Source organism: Paenibacillus sp. sgz302148 (assembly GCF_056120465.1).
The window spans coordinates 47,460-66,090 of sequence record NZ_JBVYOJ010000016.1 but is presented as its reverse complement, the minus strand read 5'-3'; the positions used below and the strand labels follow the sequence as shown (position 1 = coordinate 66,090).

Sequence of the window (18,631 nt, the reverse complement as noted above, 5' to 3'; positions counted from 1 at the left end):
CATTACAGGCAATTATAAACCCCGCATCGTCATGCCGATATAGTGATGCAGTCCTTCCTTCGCCCGTGCATCGCCGCTCCAAGCCCCCAGATTCCAAGCCATGAAACGAAGCCCTAGATAACGCGAAGCTACGCTATACAGCTCTTGAAACCGCGGTTTCGGAATTTCAAGGCCGAAAGAAGCCAGCATGTCGCGGTAGGGTTCGGCCTCCGTACAGCTGCCGCAACGGAGAGGGGCATCCAGATAAAGCGATCCGTATCGCGCTTCCTCCCAGTCGATGAACATGACGTCGCGATTATCATGAACAAGGACGTTGCCCGGATTCAGATCGTTATGGATCAAGGTACGCGAGGCTTCATCCGCGATGACGGTCTCCATCTCCTTCACGATGCGGCTAGACACCGCTTCGATCCTTGGGACATGCTCCCCGAACTCGTCCATGAACCGTTCATTTGCTTTGGCCGTTTCCCAAGCCGGCTTCCAGCGTTCATTGAGCATCCTTTCAACGTGCCGAATGTCCGCCCTCGGCAGCCATGCGAGCTGTTCCGCCTGCCCCCGGTTGGCGCTGTGCAAATAAGCCAGGGCTCGCATCTCTTTTTGCCGCAGACTGTCAAAGTCGAGATTATGATAATCGGTCTTATCATCTACGTCTTGGATACAAAGATAACCGCGGGATTCGGATTTTAAATCGTCCGTCACGCTGTAAGGGACGTTCGCCGACTGGGTCCATAGGCGCGACAAGACGCGCCTTTCCGTCAAGGTTGCTTGCTTGGAAACGAGCGATATGCTTCTCTCGCACTCCTCCTCTTGCAGCACAATGTGATGCCGGAGTAGTTCGACCGCCTGCATGCCCATGCCGATCGGCTTGCTCTCGACACGCAGTACGCGCCCTTCCGGCGAGATATAGCGTTTGACCGTTTCCTTAAGGAGGGTGTGCAATTCATGTTGCTCCATCGAATTTTTGTACATTCCTGTCTGTTACCGAACTCGTTTATTCGGCGCTTTGATTTTTGTTGTTGATTTCCGCCAGCATCGCGACGATCGTATCCTGCAGCTCCCATTCCTTCATCAAGCCGAAACGGCGCAGCTGCGCATCTTCTTGTTCGGTCAGATCCCGGCCGAGTCCAAGCTTGAACTGTTCGGCCATATCGCCGTATTTGTTGATGTCCTCGATCAGGCCGAGCACGTTGCCGTAAGGATCGCTGAACGTCAGGAACTTAAAGCCGTTATCGTCGTACATATGAATCTCTACACCGATGCTTTGCAGGTAGTCGCGTGTCGCCTCGATTTGCCGCGTTTTGAAGAAGAACCCGGATTCGTTGCGGAAACGTCCGAAATCTTTAATTTCCAGATCTCGTTCTTCTTTGAGAATAATGAGTCCGCCCTCCGGCAAATTCATAAAACACATGTCCACGCCCGGATCAGGCAGCCGGTCGCACAAAAATCCAAGATGTTCGATGTACCACTTCGCGGCTTCAATTACATTCGGCACCGGGAACTGAACAAATTCGAGCTGTAGCAACGGTTTCACTGGTTTCATGTTCATACCTCGCTTTGTTGATGGAATGGTTTAAAGAAATGTTTACCATATCTGTATTCTTCGAAGGAAAGCTCATCCCTTTTCCAAAAACGAGTTTGTTCAAAATTTTCTCCGTCCAAGCCAATCATTGACACCAATATTCCATTTAGGGTATATTCAAAACGCGAATGGACAGCTTTATCGAAATCCTAATTCGAGATCATATTACTCAGTTGATAAGAACATAGTAAGGAGGAATCGTGATGACAGAAACGAACGCAGCACTAGTCGGAAGCCGGGAAATCGTCATCACCCGCGTATTCAATGCGCCGCGGGAGCTTGTGTTTAAGGCATGGACCGAGCCCGAGCATTTGGCGAAATGGTGGGGGCCTCGCGGATTTACGAACACCACCCACAGTATCGACGTAAAGCCGGGTGGGGTATGGCAGTTCGACATGCACGGCCCCGACAGCACCAACTTTCCGAACAAAATTGTCTACAATGAGGTCGTTAAGCCGGAGCGTATTACTTATTCCCATGGCGGCGATGATGAGGAGGGGCAATTCCAGGTTACGGTGACGTTCGAAGAGCAAGGCGATAAGACGGCGCTTACGATGCGGACGCTGTTCCGATCGGAAGCGGAAAGGGACTATGTCGTCAAGGAATTCGGGGCCATCGAAGGCGGGAAATCGACGCTGGAACGCCTCGCCGAGCATCTGGACCAGATGTAGAATTTTCATCCCAAGAGGTCGCCGGAGCATCCGGAAGACCTCATTTATTTATATCGCTAAGCGAAGCCACTGCTACCTCTTCTCGCGAATAACCGTCCAGGGGTGGCCGAACGGATCGTGGAAATGCAAGAAGAAGGCGAAACCTTTATCCTCAATGTCCCGTACGTCGGCCCCGGCGGATGCGAGTTCATCCCGAAGCGCCTCGACGTTCCGTTTTGTTTTGAATATAAACGGAGCCATGCCATTCACGCCGCCGTCCCCCGCCGCCCCGCCGTGGACGATCAAATTCGGGCCGTTGTACAAGCTCAGCATAACTATTTCCCCGTTATATTCCATGACAAGTTTAAAGCCAAGGCAACGAATGTACCATTCCGCCGCGGCCTGAAGGTTTTCCCGAGCAACAACCATCTGAACGTCCTCGATGCACTCCAGAACCGGAAGGTCCTTCGCTTCCGCGGAAGCCTCAAGTTCCTTCACCGGCACCCAGCCCTGTTCGAGAAACAATGCCGACACCTCATCCGCGGACAAGGCGCGGGAATACATCCTCAGATCGTCGATTTTTCCGTGAAAATAAAAGCGCGGCTCGTCCGTCGATCTACTGCCGATATAAAGAGGCTCTCCCGCATCCGGACGCAATGTTCCTTGCTTCTCGTCGACAAGAACCCCATTGCGGTAAAGCTTGAACGAATGCTCCTCGTAAGTAACGGCGATGTGGTACCAGTATCCTTTTTGCAAAGGGTTGCCTGGGCTAAGATCCGGTTCCGCCAGGAAGCGATGAAAAGCGATCGTATCGTCCCAGGTGCACAGTTGGAACACGCGCCGCCAAAGCTGCCCGTCCTGGGAGACGATGGCGCCGTGCCAGCCCTCCAGCCTCGCTGCCGCATCGTAATAACACCAGACCGACAGCGTGAATGCATCCGGATTTAATTCCGGAGCCCGTTCCACCACGATATAATCGTCTTTCCCGTCAAAATAATACGCCCGTTCCGACCGTCCAAAGCGGTCCTCGCATAGCACCGCGCCGACAACCGTGCCGTGATGCCCGTTTCCGCTGCTGTCCCGGGCATTGCCGTGAAACAAGTATTCGGCGATCAGTCCGCTTCGCACATCGATCGTTTTGGGCGTTCTTCCAAACAACTCATCCACCGAAATGCCGAACACGTCGGATATAACCGGCAGCAGCGCCACGTCCGGACAAGACAGCTCATTCTCCCACTTGCTCACCGCCTGCGACGTCACGCCAAGACGGCTTGCCAACTGCTCTTGCGTCAATCCTTTTTGTTTGCGAAGCTGACCGATTCGGTCGCACAGCCCCTTGCTATAGTTCATGTTCATCCAGGCCTCCTGCCTTCTTAGGATGACTTCATTGTAGAACGAGCCGACGGCAAAAGGTATCACGCATTGGTGGAGCCGCGGGCGGGCGTATTCCAACCAACGGTTGACTTGGCGAGGGCGCCTGCTCGCCTGCCCTTAGCTTACGGGCATATCATAAATCATCCTTGCTTGGCCCCTGTCCAATCAACCCGTAAAAAAACATCTTCATAAGCGAATCGATGTATTTGGCGAAATGCTCCTGGTTCGAAGGCTCCCATAGACGAGCCAGCTCGTTTTTGTACATGGTGAAGTACAGCATTGCCTCTTCCTCCGTCCGGTCCGCGCTTATATACCCCACCTGCTTGCCAAGCGCGACATACTTCTTGAAGAAAGGCATGATCTTCCGCTCGCCGTAGCTTTCCATCATTTGCGACAAGGGTGCAATCTCGGATGACGGGGCACCCGAAAACTCATTCGCCAAAGTTTGGACGTTCCGGACCTCCAGCAGCATGATTTCCTTCGTTTTGTCGGGAAAGGACAGCTGCGATTCCAGCAGCGCCTCGTATTGCTCCAACTGCTCGTCCATCCAATGGGTCAGCGTTTCGGCATACAGCTGTTCCTTCGTTCCGAAGTAATTATAGATCGTAGCCGGAGAAACTTTTGCTTGCTCCGCAATTTCTTGAACACTAACTTTATGGAAGCCGAATTTGGCGAAAAGCTGGAAGGACGCATGAAAGATTTGCTCGATTTTTTGCTGTTTTCGTCGTTCAAAGCCGTTCACGTTCTCACTCATCGTAACCACCTCCTCTATAGTCTAGCCTATGTTTTAGAGTGAATCAACGATTCGAGTATAAAACTATTGAAATACCGGCTTCGTTATCGTTATAATTATTTATGTAGTGATTATCTAAATTTACTACATAACTATATAATATGAACAGGAGAGGAACAACGATGAAAACATTACGGATTCCATCATTTTTGCACGACGTGTTCGGAGAAAGACAATCAATCGGGGCGATTGTCGCCATCCTGCTGTTTGGCGGGCTGCTAACCGCCGCATTATGCTTGATCTTCCCTGAACTAACCGACCGGTTGCCCCTATGGCGCAGCGCTTTGGCTTTGCTGTTGATTTTTGATATTTTTTCCGGCTGCATCGCCAATTTTACGGCTTCGACCAGCAACTTTTACGCGGCTCGCCGGATTAATCGAATCGTATTCATCGCCATTCACGTCCATATCGTGCTTGTTGCGCTTTTGCTCGATACGAACCTCATGCACTCCCTTGTCGTATGGGCCTATACGATTGCCGGCGCATCGATCGTGAACGCAATGATCGGCAAACCTGCGCAACGTTTTGTTGCAGGCTTGTTATTATCCGCGGGTCTTGGATGTATGCCTCTACTGCCGGATATGCAGCCTTATATGCTGACGGTCAGCTTATTGTTCATGCTGAAAGTATTGTTCAGCTTCGCCGTCGACCATTATGGTCAAGCGAAAAACGGGAACAGGTGAGCCGTATGAGCGCAGCGTATAGCGTCAATAAGCTGGTCCCTTCGGACAAATCTGCCTTCGTAAATGTCATGAGCCGGGCGTTTGCTCGGGATCCTTTGTTCTTGCATGCATTCGGGAATTCGGAGGCGGATGAGAAAGCAAGGAGGCGTGCGGTTGCATTTGTCTCCTTTATGTTCGATAAGAGCCAAATGCTCGGTGAAGAAGTATGGGGTGTATTCGACAATGGGAGCCTGGCGGGCGCCTACATCGTCGAGACTCCGCACTCAGGCAGGTTGGGATTCGGGAGAGGATGGCGGCTTGCCGGAAAACTGCTCCCGTTGATGTGGAGGATTTCAGGGAGATCGCTGAATTTTCTTAACAACTATATGCGGGTAACCCGATCCGCAGCTCCCCCATGGAAGCATTATTACCTGATCATGATCGGCGTCGCCCCCGAGGCTCAGGGCAGAGGATTAGGGGCTGCCCTGCTTGGGCATCTACTGAATAAGGCCGACACGGATCCGTTCTCCCGGGGAGTTGCGTTGGATACCGAAAATCTTCATAATCTGCCGATGTATCGGAAGTTCGAATTCCATTTGAGCCAAATAGAGCATATCGGCGATTTACCCGTGTACTGCATGGCGTATTCCAAGCAGTAGCAGCTTATATTGTTACGCCGCCCGGTCCGATCGGAATCATGAGCCGATAGGAAAGCCGATTGCCGGGAACATATCGGTTGATTGCGCGGCCAAGCGGGATAAACCCGTAACGTTCCAGCATGCGCAATAGCCGGAAGCATTCGGTCGTGTCATCGGATGTACACTCCATGGAGGCGAACAGGGTCGGCCCCGCTTGTTCCATAACGGTTCCGGCGGGGAAACGGGCAGCCGCAGCCCGGGTCATTCGGAAGCCCACCTCGCCGACCATCCGGGTCCCTCGAGCCTCTTTCACGCGAACGTAACACTCCGCCATGGGACCGCATCCCCAACCTTCGACAATAGCCGCATCTTGAAGCATGCTTTCGGCAAACGGATCGTTGCGCCTTTCGACGGTGTGCTCGAACCAGACCATGACCGAAGGCTCGTCCCAATTGGTCAAATAAACTGTCGGCCCTGCGGACCTAAGCCCTCCCAAGTATTGAGAGGCCGAGCGCATAAGAGCAAGCCGGTTCTCCAGCTCCCGGTGCCACCCTTCCAGAAGCGCCGACTGTTCCGCCCGATCCGCATCCATAAACCGACGGATTTCTTTCAGATTTACCCCGGTCTGCCGAAGGGAATGGATCATCAGGGCAGGAGCAATTTGATCTTCCCCGTACATGCGATAGCCATTGTCGAGCCGGCAGCGCGGGTTAAGCAATTTTTTCCGATCGTAGAAACGCAAAGTCGTTGGAGGCAGCCCCGTACGCACGGAAAATTGTTGAACGGTCATATCCACGGCTTGATTTTTCTCCCCTTAGCTCAGTTCGTCATCATTAGAAAACCCACATATTGATACGGTTCCCGTCCGGGTCAATGACGTAATACGACGCCCAGCTCGACGGGTCGCCATGAATCTCCGAGGTCTTGACTCCAGAGGCCACAAAATGTTCGTGCGACCGTACGAAATTGTCCGACCCGCGTACAAGGAAATATAGACGTGCCGCCGGATTCGTTTCCCGGTAAGGCTCATTCTCGGAAATTTTCTCGAGCCACACCAGATTCACGCGACCATCGTATGAATGATCGGCTTGCAGCAACGCATATTCGTCAGGGGTTTCAAGCTCCGAAAGGCTCATCCCCATATGCTTGCCATACCATTGCACCGAACGGCCGATTTCCCGGACGCCTAAGCGAATCGCCGTCGAATCGAACGAAAGGATTCTGGAGTCCGGAAATTTCCCGTCCCATTCCGGATGTACAATTACCGTCAATCTTAGATTGCCACCAGCCTGGATATCGAATGTTTCGCGGCCGTCCGGAAGCGTCTTGCGGTCTCCGTAAACGATCCCATGCTTGTCGAAGTATTCAAGATTTTTTTCCAAGTCCGCGATGCGGAAGCATACCCTGCAATGCCCGTCGTAGCGGCGCACGGCATCGTCCTCTTGCTCCCAGGTCGTAAAGTTGGCATGCCCGCCTCCCGGCATGACAAAAGCAGCCCGTTTGGCACGATCGTTCAAGTTTTCATGCAGAAACCGCCATCCCATATGCTGTTTGAACCATGCGATCGCTTCCTCGTATTCCTCCCAGTGCAGCATCATGTCTCCACCGTCGAACTCAAATTTCATCTGTTCCACTTTTCCAGCCCCTATCGCTCAAAATCTACCAACGAGCTCAGTATAAAGGTTTCACTTAGTGTAATGTCAATCACGAATTGCCCATAAAGTGCCCATCACCTTCTGTACCCTACGATTCCGCATCCACATCACTTCAAAAGGCCTCCTATGCTTCAGGAAGCCTCTTTGGCGAATATTCATCAAGTTCCAGCTCAAGGTCAAGCGCATTCTCATGATGCAACCCCGACCTCCGATGGGGCCGAAGTTCAGTCGCGGGTCGCTTATGGCTTCATTCCTTCGTTGCTACAATAGGATCAAAATGGAAAATGATGAGGATGTGAACATGAAAATGAAAGTGCAACGAGGAAAAGCTATGAATTGGACCTTTGGCATCATGGCTGTTCTCGCCATCGCGGTCGGAGCGTATGCTTGGGCGATGTACGGGGCGCCTGACGGAATTCGGCAGCAGCCGCTCGTCACGGGCAAGGGCAGCTTGCCGAACATGTGGTACGGCATCCTATGGGCGCACGCCGTATCCTCCGGATTGGGGCTCGCGATCGGCTGGCTGCAGTTCGTCAAACGGCTCCGGCAGCGCATGCCGAACATTCATCGCTTGATCGGCTACATTTATGCGGCGATGATCGCCATCGGCGGCATCACCGGCTTGTTTTTGGCCTTCTACGCGAATGGCGGCTGGGTTGCGCGAATCGGCTTCGGCGCCTTGTCGGTGATGTGGCTATACACGCTGTGTCTCGGCATCAAAAGCATCGCCGTCGACCGCGATCCGAGCGAGCACGGCCGATGGATGATACGGAACTATGCGCTTTCATGCGCGGCCATTTCGCTGCGGCTGTATATTCCGCTGGCTGCGGTGCTCTTCGGGCTTTCCGACACGAACGATACGTTTCCGGTCATTGCGTGGATTGCGTGGCTGCCTAACCTATTGTTCGCGGAGATGCTTATCCACCGCAGAGCTGCAGTGAGGAGCAAACCGCGGGTACGTTAACCTCAGCGGTGCCGGAGGATGCCGCACTCCAATCAATTTATCGAGGCATGCCATAAGAAAAAAAAGCATGCAGGCTCCAAAAAGCCTGTCATGCGCTGTCTTCCTTCCAACTTTGCAGCTTATTCGAGCATCTGCCTTAACTCCTCCGTCATCTGTTCCACCAGTTCGGGTCTTCCGTGGAATTGTGCCGGCGTATTCTGAAAAAGCTGGATTCGCCATTCACCTTCCGCTTTATCCGCAACTATGGTGTGATGGGTGTTGACTTTAGGATTGAGCTCCGTTTGTCCGGGCGGCACCATGCCTGCAATGGCCCGCAGCATGGCGGCATCAGAGCCCAGAAAATAAACGCTTCTCAGTTTGCTTACGAATTTCGCCGTGGGGTGATGTTTAAAGATCGGTTCAAGGTGCGAAAAAATTTCCTCCCGCCCCATCGCCTGGCTGCCGTCGAAACCGATCATTTCGCCGTCCTCCGCGAATAAATCGGCCATCCCGCGTGCGTTGCGGTCATTCCATGCCGTGAGCAGCTGCCGATAAAGCGTTTGAACTTCATGGGATGCGGCATTTTCCATCATCAAAACCTCCAGTAATGTCCAACATACTCCATTGTTCCACGCCGGCAATGAATTATCCTGCCTTCCGAGTTATCCGAAATCGCTATCTTAATTGTTCAAATCAATCTACTGGTTGTAGTAAAACCCTTAGCAACTGTTCAAGCAGTTGCACCCCTTCTTGTTCGGCATCCATGGCCATTTGTAGTTGTTTGACGGCGGAGGAAACAACCTCGGGATCGTTAGGCGCCCCGCCTTGAGGAAACGGGAACAGCTCGCACAGCGGGGCTAACTGAGCCGCTGCCGTTTTGTATTTTTCCGAGGCGTCACCGGCGAGCTTGGCAGCTTCCGGTTCACCCGTTTCTTCCATCCAGCGTTGGACCTCTGCCAGAAAAGCGCTGGCATTTTCCTAGCATCATGGACGAGGTGGATATTGTAGGCGTTGCCTACAGGCTCGATTCCCCTTTTCTCGAAAGCTGCCATCCAGTGACGGTAAGCGTTAATTCCGCTAACGCACTTCGTATCGGGATTATAGTCCTCTCCTTTTCCGAGCATGCTCTTGACCGATTCGTAAGCGTCCTGTATCAACACTTGATCTTCAGGACCATCCGCCCGCTCCTCGTTCGCCACAATAAGTTGTTCGGAACGGCCGAATTTCTTCCTTTTGGTCAGCGCCGTATTTTTGACAATTCGTTTCAGCCAAGGGAGAAATAATTCGGAATTTTGCAATGTGTTCAAATGCAAATACACTTTCGTAAACGCCTCTTGCACGACATCTTCCGCTAGATATGCTTCTTGCGTAAGAGAGTAAGCCCAATGACGGGCCTTGCTCCAGTATTGCCGCATAAGCTCGTTATACGCTTCTGGATCACCGCCTTTTGCTTGTTCGATTAATTTCCCAACTTCACATTCTCCCTCGGCATCCTTCCGCTTCGTCCCGTCGTCGCTCATATAACTCTCCTTAAGAAGGTCTACAACTAAAGACTCCGCATGAGTAAATTACCTTACAAAAAATTTATCGGACCCTTCCTTCATGCCACACTCTCTCCAAAATGGCGGTGACGGTTTCTTCAGGCGACCATTCGGACGTATCCAGCCACATGCCGATTTCCGGCGTTTCATTGCGTAATACTTGGTCCAATGCTTCCACGGTCCAAGCTCCGTATCCCTTCTTCGAACGTTCGGCTTCCCTCACGGCTACGACGGAAGTATTCGGGCAGAGAACAACGATATAGAAGGGGCTGCTTCGGATGAACGACACAAAGTCACGCAGCATCCGGCCTATGACGACATCTTGTACGACAACCGTAAATCCGGCTTGAACATACGTATCCGCGGCTTGAGCAGCTAACCGATACCGGAGACGCAGCTGCTCGAGCACCTCTTGTTCCGCATTCGGGCCGACTTCTTTCCGGTCGTTTACGATCATCCGCCGAAAAGCGTCTCCCTGCAAGTGAACCGATTTCTCGAAGCGTTCGGCCAGCAGTTGGGCGACCGTCGATTTGCCGCTGGCCATTATTCCCGTGACTAAGATAACTCCCGGCTGCTTTATGGACATTGCTTGTCCCTCCATTCCGAAATGTTATACAAAAGGGCCGCTACAGGCAAAACCGCCTATCACAGCCCACTTTCTCCGCGACCGGCGCGGTCTTTTTGAACTCAACCTTGCTATTTATAAACTGCACTGAACAAGCTCCCTTTGAGCAAAGCTTATCAAGACTTTATGCGGTTCTTCCACTCGTTCACGACATCCTCGATCCCCGTTTCGATCGTCGGATATCGGTAGGTAAATCCGGCTTGCTTCAGTTTTTCGTTGGAGAAATTCGTATGGGACGTCGCATATTCCGTCAAAACAGGGCCCAGCAGCAACCGGCACAGCCAAGTCGGCACGTACCGCTTCTTATCCGGCGCTTGAAGCGCTTTCGCCGCAAGCGTCGTAATGTCGGCGCTGGGAAGCGTTTGGTCATCGACCAGAATATAGCTTTCACCAGGCTTGCCCGCTTCCAGCAAAAATAGGAATGCTCTGGCGCAATCTTCGACATGAATCGGTGAAAATAACGGGTTATGGCCCCTCAAGCCGATGACCGGCTTGTTCTTCGACAGCGGTTCGAGGAACAGCTGCGGGAACCAGGAATCCGCACCGTACACTTGGCCGGGAAAAGCCGTTACGATCGGCAGCCCTTTGCCGACATAACTCGGTAACACGTCGACGGAAGGCGCAATGTACGGCCCCCAACCTTTCGGCTGTGAACGGAACGTTTCCGTCGCCCGTTTCCCGACGCCTGCGTCGCCGAAATAACTGGTACCCGCAATGTAAACCAGCTTCTTCAGCCGTTTCGCATTGACGTTTTCCAGCAGCCGCACCGTCATGTCGTAATGCCCTTTCTGGTACGATTGGGCAACCTTCGTCGTCACCTTCTTCCCCCAAGTCGGCGGCGCGGCCAGATGAATGACATATTCCGCTTCCGCCAATTCCTGCTGCCAGTCGCCATCCGTCAGCAAATCGCCGACGACCGCTTTGGCGCCTTTGCGCTCGAGCTCCTTCGCCTTCGCCGCATCCCTTGTCAGCACCGTAACGGAATGACCTTCCCGAAGTGCGACGTCCACTGTTCTGCTTCCGATGTACCCTGTGCCGCCCGTAATAAAAATCGACAATGCCCGCGACCACCTTTTTTCTATGAATTGGCAACATTATACTATGGCGTTTTCCGGTTTCGTCAACCATTTTTCTCGACAGGTCCGAGCAATATTTTTTTCTATCGTATTTTAACCAGTTTTAAACTGGCTCTGTTATATTATTCGACATCGTTTGATACGGATATCTTGAATCTATTGTTATCTATTTAATTTCAGTTTATCGAATATATGTTCTTGTGTAAATGAGCAGCCCAATTTTCCGGGAAGATTAAAAAAGGCCGCGCCAGGATCTTCATCCCGCCACAGCCTCTATTGTTTGATGCGTTTGATGCGTTTGATGCGCTATACGAATCCGTTTTTACCAGCCAAAGTCCAGCGTCTTCCCTGTCTCCGCGAACGTTTTCACATTGCTCAGGATCATCGGCCAGCTTTGTTTCGTGTTTTCATAGGACGGATGATTTTCCGGCCACCGGTCGTTTACAAGCGTAAGCTTCGTGCAATTGCCCACCGTTTCCAGCGTGAGCGTAACTCTTGTTTCCAGCTCAGCGTGGTTCTCCCGGTAGGAAGGTCCCGGATGCTCCGTGTAGCTCATCAGCTTGTTTTCCTCGAAGGCAAGTACGGTTCCGTAGACGTGGACCGTGTCATCGCCATCGTTGCCAGGACCGACGTATTTATAAGGAGATCCGATTTCAAACGTCGATTCCAGGACGCTGCCGAAAAAAATCGCTCTCGTCCCCTCCGGCGAAACGAAAATTTGCCAAATATCCTCCGGTTTTGCGCCTACGTAAAGCTCGTATTTGAGATCATCCATATGCTATCCTCCGTGAATGGTATTGTTGGAACGGCCGCAACAGCAGCCTGCTTATCCCTATACTATAACAGCGGAACCGCGACGTATTGTAAAAACGCGACAAGAACTGAGGTTCGTTTCAATGTGCAGACGATAGGAGCCATAGACGAAGGTCGAATCCTCGATCCGAAACGTAACTTATGAGCCGGCAGCCACGCTCGTGTCTTACCATGAAAACGCAAAATTCGACAAAACCATGCGTAAACGTTTACATTTCGGCGAAAACTATCGAATTTCGATTCAAAACGATCGTTTTTAGAATTATCTGAATATTTACAATATTTAAACAATGAATTATAGTAAGAGTACGAACCACAACAAACTTCACCCGCTACACCGTAAGGAGGACAAGCCCAAACGAGGTCGTACATCGTAAAGTTTATATCTTTTCAATCCAACAAGCTACACCGGATTGAAATGCATATAAAAAGCTTCCGATCGAAGTCTTTCGATGAAGATACATTCGTATCTTACAGGGAGCTCTATACTCGGCGAAAGGGGATAGTCCAATGGACCAGGTTAGCGAAGCATGCCTACACTAAGAGGAAGGAGTAAACCATAGGCATGTGGGGACCCAGAGCGTACGAGGAAGAAATGAATGTGCCAACACGTCGAGATCAAAAAGGAGCTGCATTAGAAATCGGGTACATGTTCAGTGCATGTAGGCCGCACAACGCAAGCTGGCCGATAGGAGCGATCGAAGAAAATTGAATACGATTATGCAAGGATAGGGATTTCGGTTGTCACGGACAAGCGGAATCCCTATTAGCGTTTACACCGGTTATTCTCCAGCTACTCATTCTCGCGTGGCGGCAGCCGGTGAATCGTATGCCGGATCGTCCCCAGCTCGGGGCTCCGCATCTCGACGACATCGCCGATGCTGCATATGCGTGGATTCGCCGGCGTACCGGTCAGGATGACGTCGCCCGGACGGAGCGTCATCACATGCGAAATATGCGAGACGAGCCCATACGCCGAAAACAGCATCTCGGCCGTATTGTCCCGCTGGATCAATTCCCCGTTCACCCACATCTCCAGCGTAACGTTGCCCGGTTCCTCCACGTGTACGATTTCGCCGATCGGCGTCGTCTGGTCGAACATTTTGAACCGCCCCGATTCCCAATGATCGCTCGCGGTTATATCGTTGGCGATCGCATAGCCTGCAATATAAGCCGGCGCCTCGGCTTCGCTGACCCTATCGGCCGTTTTCCCGATCACGACCGCCATTTCCACCTCGCAAATAAACTCCGTGATTTGTTCGGACAAGTAGATACGGTCGGACACGATCAGGCTATCCGGAGACTTGAGCGACAAGGTCAATCGGTCTGTATGCTCGAGTCCTTTCTCCTTGCGGAACGCTTTGAAATTAGGTCCGGATGCGACTACTTTTCTCACTAGCGGCAATAAGTCTTGTATATTCATGGTTCATGATTCCTTTCGTTAGCGACTATTCCACAAAACTTTACCCTTAAGCGTTATCTTTATCCCCTTCGGAAAATCCCCATCCGGTTAACATCGCAACGATGTCGGCATGGCCTTTTCGCTTCGCCCAAGTCAGCGGCTGGGTCCAAGGTTCTTCGGCCGGAAGACGCGGATCGGCTCCCTTGTCCAGCAAAAAAAGCACCATGTCCGCTTTGCCATATTTCGCTGCCCATCCGAGCGGCGTCGTGCCGTATTCTTTGTCTACCGCATGAAGCCGGGCACCGAACTGCAGCAGCAGCTCCGCAAGCTCCATGTTGCCTTGATAGGCTGCTTTATGGAGATAGGTCACACCAAGCCAGTTGGCGTTGTTCGGGTCGGCCCCGGCCTCCAGCAGCAGGCGGACCATGTCCAGGCTGTAGTCGGCGGCATAGCCGATGTAGTTGTTGGCGTACCACGGGGCGTTCAAGTCGACGCCGCGGCGGATCAGCAGGCCCACGATATCCGTATGCCCATATCCTGCAGCCAGGCATAGCGGGCCGAAATCGCCGCCACTGTTCACCAATGCCGGATTCGCATGAATCATTTCGCCGACAAGATCGATTCTGCCCAAGCAGCAGGCGGAGTCCAGTTGAATGGAAGCGCCGTGCGCATAAAGCAGCTTCACCAACGCGTCGTGTTTGTTGCTCGTAGCTATGTACAACGGCGTTCCGCCGGCCTCTACCGTCGCATTCGGGTCGGTTCCATGCGCCAGCAGCATTCTCGCGCAATCCTCGTAGCCCCCGGCAACTGCCGCCCACAACGCGCTTCCGCCCGGAGCGTCCCTCTCTTCCGCGTTCGGGTCGGCGCCTCTTTCGAGCAGAAGCCTAACCGTGGCGACATGCCCATATTTGGCTGCATAGCCCAAAGGCCTTCTGTCCACGGAGTTGCGCATATTCACCAGCGACGGATCGTCTTGCAGCAAAGTAGCGACACGATCGGCATCACCTACGGCTGCGGCGGTCCAAATATCATAGGCGGCACCGCGGGCGACAAGGTATCCGAGCAAGAACCATGCATTGCGCAAGGCATGCCGGTCCAAGTCCCGGTTCGCGCGATACCAGTAATCGCCGTGGATGGCCAAATACGCGGGTGTTGCTCCATCCGCCCGCTGCGCGTGAATATCCGCGCCGCGGCGAAGCAGCTCGTCGATGAGCGCGATCTGCCGGGTCAGGACCGCCCAGTGGAGCGGCGTATTGCCGCGTTCGTCGCCGGCATGGACGAGCTCCGGAGCGTCCTCCAGCTTTCGCAGCGCATCGTTAGTTCGGCCCTCTCGGATCAACCGGGCAATCTCGCTTCCAGCCGGCGAAACTTGATAATTCCGCGCGAGATGCAGCTCCAACAGGTGCGCGATTTCTTCGTAACCCCGGTCGCGGGCCTTCGTCAGCGGATCATCCTGCCATCCGAGCGTCCTCGCGGTCGCATCCGCTCCGTGCGCAAGCAGCAGCTTGACCGTATCGGCATGCCTTAACCGAACCGCAAAATGCAAGGGCGTGAAATATCCCCACGCACAGTCGGCAAGCCCCGGCTCCTTGCGCAGCAGCTCTTCCAGAGCCGCATTGTCGCCAAGGATCGTGCAAGCGAACACTTTTCGCTTGCTCCCCTCGATAGCGGTCAGATCCATATCTTCGAACACCGCATTCGGTTCCATATCCGGCCCTCCCGTTCTTCGCTTGAAGCAAGAATATCCTATTCTTCCGAAGCCAATCCGGTCGTATTCGTTCTCCGTTTCGCCGAGGCCTCGTTAGCGAATCATCATCTTACTATGATTTTATCATATCGATGACGATATCCGACATCACCATGCCAGATTGCAATTCCCCCCCAGTTGCTCCCCTTTGCTTACCAATTGTCCTGCTCCCCTATCGTCCTCTTATTGCATGCAAAAGGCCGTGATCAGCCTGCCTTTCGGCAAACCATCACAGCCCATTCGGAGGCAGACGCGGCCTCTTTTCTTTTCGCGAAAACAATAGTCCTTCTAGCGCTGTTATAGCCCTAGCTATTGCCCACTAGTCCTCCCGTACCTCCAGCGTCCACTGATGGGTCGGATAACGGGAGTTGTGTTTCGTGATCAGATCGACCATCGTTTTGGCTTCGTCCGGCAGCGTGCTTTGGAATGTCTCCCATCCTTTCACAACGATGCGCCTTTGGCTAATCGTACGGCAAGATAACAAAATTTCCTCGAAAGATTCCCAATCGTGGTGGTACGAGCTTTTGAGATACAGCCGATTTTTGATCAGTTGATGCAATTGCTCGGACGATTGAACGCCACGAAGATTCAGGACCGCTTCCTCGTCCCGCTGCCACATGGCAATCACATTGCCGTCCGGGTCGGTGAAATCAAATGACCTACAATACCAATTGATTTCTCCCAGCACATTAACGCCATTTTCTTTCATGATCCGGTAAGTTTCCGCCAGATCGGGGGTATCCAGCACGAATAGAGGCTGCTTCGACGGCTCCGGGTCAGGGTGCGGCCACAACCCCAAATTAATCGACCCGCAATTCGGCCCTTCCTGATCAAAATCGATACCCAAATGGTCCAAGTACCATTTTTTCGATTTAGCTACATCCCTCACATGAATGAACACGCAGACAACTCCGCTTACGACAGGCTTTTCTTGCTTTAACACCAGGTTCTCGATTTCCGTGTCCCCTTGAACGGCCGCCTCAACCAGCTGTTTATCCGATTCCATGGCATCCCCCTTCCAACGGCCCCATAACAATCTAAAAAGCTAATTCGACGTCATGATTGTAAGTCCTTTATATGAACCATGGTCAAAAACCAAGGAAAATCGAATATACCAGGCAACCTTTTCGCATATCGGTCGGATTTGCCGATTTTCGAGCCGTCGTGGAACGTTCCGGACTTTTGAAACATGGTACAATACGTAACGACTCGCTTTGACCGTGCAGATTATGAATGGATGTGACATGATGGAACCCTGGAAACGAAATTTGTATGTGCTGTGGCTGGGCGTTTTTTTCTGCAGCTCGGCGTTTTCGATGTCGGTGCCTTTCCTTTCGCTGTTTATTAGCAGCGATCTTCATGTGAATTCGAATTTATCGTTTTGGTCCGGACTCTCTTTTGGCATCACGTTCCTCGCGAGCGCCTTGATCGCCCCATTCTGGGGCTCCTTGTCGGACAAGTATGGCCGCAAGCCGATGCTGCTCCGGTCGGGGTTCGCCTTGTGCTTCATCTATGTGCTGACCTCGCTCGTGCAGAACCCGTATGAACTTATCGCCGTGCGTATATTATCCGGCCTGCTCGCCGGTTACGTCCCCGCCGCGATCGCGCTTGTCGGCACGAATACGCCGGAAAATAAAGTCGGCCACGCGCTTGGCATTATGGCAACCGCCAGTGCGGCGGGCAGCATTATCGGGCCGATGGTCGGCGGGGTCGTCAGCCGGTATCTCGGCTATCGGGACACCTTCCTGCTGTCCGGTGCCGTCGTGCTGATCGCAGCGTTGATCGCCTGGATCGGCATCAAGGAAGAGAAGTTCGACAAGAGCCGCGTGCGCTCCCATGTGGTTAACGACCTTAAAGAAGCGGCGGCGAATCGTCCCTTGCGCCGTCAGCTGTTCACCGTGCTCGTCATCAGCGCCTCCGTCATGCTGCTGGAGCCGCTGCTGACGATCTACGTGCTCGATATGGGCGTCTCCCACGGCGATGCGTCGCTGAGCTCGGGCATTATTTTCTCCGCCGTCGGCATCGCAACCGTGCTTGCAGCCCCGCGGTGGGGTAAAATCGGCCAGCGTATCGGGTACCGCAAAACGCTCATGATCGGGCTGCTGGGCGGCGGAATCGGCAACCTGCTGCAAATTTTATTCCATCAGGTCGCCCTCTTCGGCGTGCTGCGCTTCGTATACGGGCTGTTCTTTGCGGCGGTATATCCTTCGCTTAACGCGCTGATCGTCAAAGCGACGACGCCCGAGTTTCGCGGCAGGGCCTTCAGCCTGAACCAGTCCGCCAATCAGCTCGGCACGATGATGGGGCCGATTGCCGGCGGGGCGCTGGGTGGCTGGGTGCCGATCCCCTTCGTCTTCGCGCTGAACGGGCTGCTGCTCATCATCACGGCCGGCACGCTGAAGCTCCAGGACCGCAAAGACGCTAAGGCAATGAAAGATATAAGTGCTTAAACATTAACGCTATCAATAAAAGGACTATGGCGACTTGTTATCCGGCAGTCGTCGTAGCCCTTATATCGTGTTCCGCGGTTGTTTGCAGCCGCTCACATTTTATACTACGCCAAGCGGTTGGTAATGAAGTTGCATACTCCCGGAACGAAGCACATTTGATTTAAGAAGTTTCATGTTCACTCGATCCTGAATGTCCTTGAACAAAGGCTTGCCGCTGCCTAAGACAATGGGTACAACGGTAATATGATATTCGTCAATGAGTCCTGCTTTCAATAAATAAGAAGCGAGGTCGGCACTTCCCAATATCGCCAGGTCTTTACCCGGCTGATGCTTAAGATGTACAATTTCTTCAACAACATTTTCTTTTACCAGCCTGGTATTTTGCCAATCTACTTCCTCTAATGTTTTTGTAAAAACAATCTTAGGCAACGTATTCATCATGTCGGCAATGCCGCCAGTTGCCGTCGGCCAATAGCTTCTCATAAGCTGGTAAGTAACTCTTCCGAATAACAGCGTGTCTACGGAGTCAAGAAACTCTTTGGCATATTCGCCATATTCGTCGTCCGCGCGATGCCAATCAATTTCTCCGTCAGGACCTGCAAAGAAACCGTCAAGCGAAACTATTTCTTGAACAATCAGCTTTTTCACTTTTTTCACCTGCTTAATATAAAATAAGGATATTT

At 52.6% G+C, this 18,631-nt stretch carries 20 protein-coding genes; 5 read left to right on the top strand and 15 right to left on the bottom strand.

The features are described 5' to 3' along the window. Positions 1 to 12: 12 nt before the first annotated feature. Both AC0LWM_RS22510 and AC0LWM_RS22505 read right to left on the bottom strand, forming a co-directional pair. Positions 13 to 954 (bottom strand): phosphotransferase, encoded by a 942-nt coding sequence (locus AC0LWM_RS22510; RefSeq protein ID WP_474677242.1) that lies wholly within the window; start codon positions 952 to 954, stop codon positions 13 to 15. A gap of 37 nt (positions 955 to 991) precedes the next feature. Continuing rightward, positions 992 to 1,540 (bottom strand): VOC family protein, encoded by a 549-nt coding sequence (locus tag AC0LWM_RS22505; protein WP_474677241.1) that lies wholly within the window; start codon positions 1,538 to 1,540, stop codon positions 992 to 994. A 242-nt stretch (positions 1,541 to 1,782) separates the two neighbouring features. On the opposite strand from AC0LWM_RS22505, the gene AC0LWM_RS22500 reads away from it, so the two are divergent. Continuing rightward, a complete protein-coding gene (locus AC0LWM_RS22500) occupies positions 1,783 to 2,250 on the top strand; it encodes an SRPBCC family protein (protein ID WP_474677240.1) in 468 nt (155 codons plus the stop codon). Between the two features lie 72 nt (positions 2,251 to 2,322). On the opposite strand, the gene AC0LWM_RS22495 is transcribed toward AC0LWM_RS22500, so the two are convergent. Continuing rightward, positions 2,323 to 3,579: a LamG-like jellyroll fold domain-containing protein gene (locus AC0LWM_RS22495; protein ID WP_474677239.1), complete on the bottom strand. Its 1,257-nt coding sequence runs from the start codon at positions 3,577 to 3,579 to the stop codon at positions 2,323 to 2,325. 157 nt (positions 3,580 to 3,736) lie between these two features. Then, complete coding sequence (locus AC0LWM_RS22490; RefSeq protein ID WP_474677344.1) at positions 3,737 to 4,345, bottom strand: TetR/AcrR family transcriptional regulator; 609 nt, start codon at positions 4,343 to 4,345, stop codon at positions 3,737 to 3,739. A gap of 173 nt (positions 4,346 to 4,518) precedes the next feature. On the opposite strand from AC0LWM_RS22490, the gene AC0LWM_RS22485 reads away from it, so the two are divergent. Together AC0LWM_RS22485 and AC0LWM_RS22480 are read left to right on the top strand one after the other, a co-directional pair. Next, positions 4,519 to 5,079 carry a hypothetical protein gene (locus AC0LWM_RS22485; RefSeq protein WP_474677238.1) on the top strand — a complete coding sequence of 187 codons (561 nt, stop codon included), beginning with the start codon at positions 4,519 to 4,521 and terminating at the stop codon, positions 5,077 to 5,079. Between the two features lie 5 nt (positions 5,080 to 5,084). Then, positions 5,085 to 5,717 (top strand): GNAT family N-acetyltransferase, encoded by a 633-nt coding sequence (locus AC0LWM_RS22480; protein ID WP_474677237.1) that lies wholly within the window; start codon positions 5,085 to 5,087, stop codon positions 5,715 to 5,717. Positions 5,718 to 5,721: 4 nt separating this feature from the next. Here the strand turns inward: AC0LWM_RS22480 and AC0LWM_RS22475 are convergent, their stop codons facing one another. Together AC0LWM_RS22475 and AC0LWM_RS22470 are read right to left on the bottom strand one after the other, a co-directional pair. Beyond that, positions 5,722 to 6,486: a MerR family transcriptional regulator gene (locus AC0LWM_RS22475; RefSeq protein ID WP_474677343.1), complete on the bottom strand. Its 765-nt coding sequence runs from the start codon at positions 6,484 to 6,486 to the stop codon at positions 5,722 to 5,724. A 43-nt stretch (positions 6,487 to 6,529) separates the two neighbouring features. Beyond that, on the bottom strand, positions 6,530 to 7,321 hold the full coding sequence (locus tag AC0LWM_RS22470; RefSeq protein ID WP_474677342.1) for a VOC family protein: 792 nt from the start codon (positions 7,319 to 7,321) through the stop codon (positions 6,530 to 6,532). A 361-nt stretch (positions 7,322 to 7,682) separates the two neighbouring features. On the opposite strand from AC0LWM_RS22470, the gene AC0LWM_RS22465 reads away from it, so the two are divergent. Beyond that, the gene (locus tag AC0LWM_RS22465; protein ID WP_474677236.1) at positions 7,683 to 8,315 is read left to right on the top strand and encodes a DUF2306 domain-containing protein; all 633 of its coding nucleotides are present in this window, start codon (positions 7,683 to 7,685) and stop codon (positions 8,313 to 8,315) included. Between the two features lie 119 nt (positions 8,316 to 8,434). Here AC0LWM_RS22465 and AC0LWM_RS22460 read toward each other — a convergent pair whose 3' ends face one another. The 8 genes from AC0LWM_RS22460 to AC0LWM_RS22425 all read right to left on the bottom strand — a co-directional run bounded on the left by AC0LWM_RS22460 (position 8,435) and on the right by AC0LWM_RS22425 (position 16,504). Beyond that, the gene (locus AC0LWM_RS22460) at positions 8,435 to 8,884 is read right to left on the bottom strand and encodes an SgcJ/EcaC family oxidoreductase (RefSeq protein ID WP_474677235.1); all 450 of its coding nucleotides are present in this window, start codon (positions 8,882 to 8,884) and stop codon (positions 8,435 to 8,437) included. A 267-nt stretch (positions 8,885 to 9,151) separates the two neighbouring features. Then, positions 9,152 to 9,814: an RNA polymerase sigma factor gene (locus AC0LWM_RS22455; RefSeq protein ID WP_474677234.1), complete on the bottom strand. Its 663-nt coding sequence runs from the start codon at positions 9,812 to 9,814 to the stop codon at positions 9,152 to 9,154. 64 nt (positions 9,815 to 9,878) lie between these two features. Beyond that, positions 9,879 to 10,421: an AAA family ATPase gene (locus tag AC0LWM_RS22450; RefSeq protein WP_474677233.1), complete on the bottom strand. Its 543-nt coding sequence runs from the start codon at positions 10,419 to 10,421 to the stop codon at positions 9,879 to 9,881. A gap of 155 nt (positions 10,422 to 10,576) precedes the next feature. Further along, positions 10,577 to 11,518: an NAD-dependent epimerase/dehydratase family protein gene (locus AC0LWM_RS22445; RefSeq protein WP_474677232.1), complete on the bottom strand. Its 942-nt coding sequence runs from the start codon at positions 11,516 to 11,518 to the stop codon at positions 10,577 to 10,579. A 340-nt stretch (positions 11,519 to 11,858) separates the two neighbouring features. After that, the gene (locus AC0LWM_RS22440; RefSeq protein WP_474677231.1) at positions 11,859 to 12,311 is read right to left on the bottom strand and encodes an SRPBCC domain-containing protein; all 453 of its coding nucleotides are present in this window, start codon (positions 12,309 to 12,311) and stop codon (positions 11,859 to 11,861) included. 831 nt (positions 12,312 to 13,142) lie between these two features. Beyond that, positions 13,143 to 13,772: a fumarylacetoacetate hydrolase family protein gene (locus AC0LWM_RS22435; RefSeq protein WP_474677230.1), complete on the bottom strand. Its 630-nt coding sequence runs from the start codon at positions 13,770 to 13,772 to the stop codon at positions 13,143 to 13,145. 46 nt (positions 13,773 to 13,818) lie between these two features. Beyond that, positions 13,819 to 15,459, bottom strand: a complete 1,641-nt coding sequence (locus AC0LWM_RS22430; RefSeq protein WP_474677229.1) for an ankyrin repeat domain-containing protein — start codon at positions 15,457 to 15,459, stop codon at positions 13,819 to 13,821. Between the two features lie 358 nt (positions 15,460 to 15,817). Beyond that, positions 15,818 to 16,504, bottom strand: a complete 687-nt coding sequence (locus AC0LWM_RS22425; protein ID WP_474677228.1) for a VOC family protein — start codon at positions 16,502 to 16,504, stop codon at positions 15,818 to 15,820. Between the two features lie 241 nt (positions 16,505 to 16,745). Between AC0LWM_RS22425 and AC0LWM_RS22420 the strand changes: the two genes are divergently transcribed. Further along, the gene (locus AC0LWM_RS22420) at positions 16,746 to 17,948 is read left to right on the top strand and encodes an MFS transporter (RefSeq protein WP_474677227.1); all 1,203 of its coding nucleotides are present in this window, start codon (positions 16,746 to 16,748) and stop codon (positions 17,946 to 17,948) included. 99 nt (positions 17,949 to 18,047) lie between these two features. Here the strand turns inward: AC0LWM_RS22420 and AC0LWM_RS22415 are convergent, their stop codons facing one another. Then, positions 18,048 to 18,596 (bottom strand): dihydrofolate reductase family protein, encoded by a 549-nt coding sequence (locus AC0LWM_RS22415; RefSeq protein ID WP_474677226.1) that lies wholly within the window; start codon positions 18,594 to 18,596, stop codon positions 18,048 to 18,050. Positions 18,597 to 18,631: the final 35 nt, after the last annotated feature.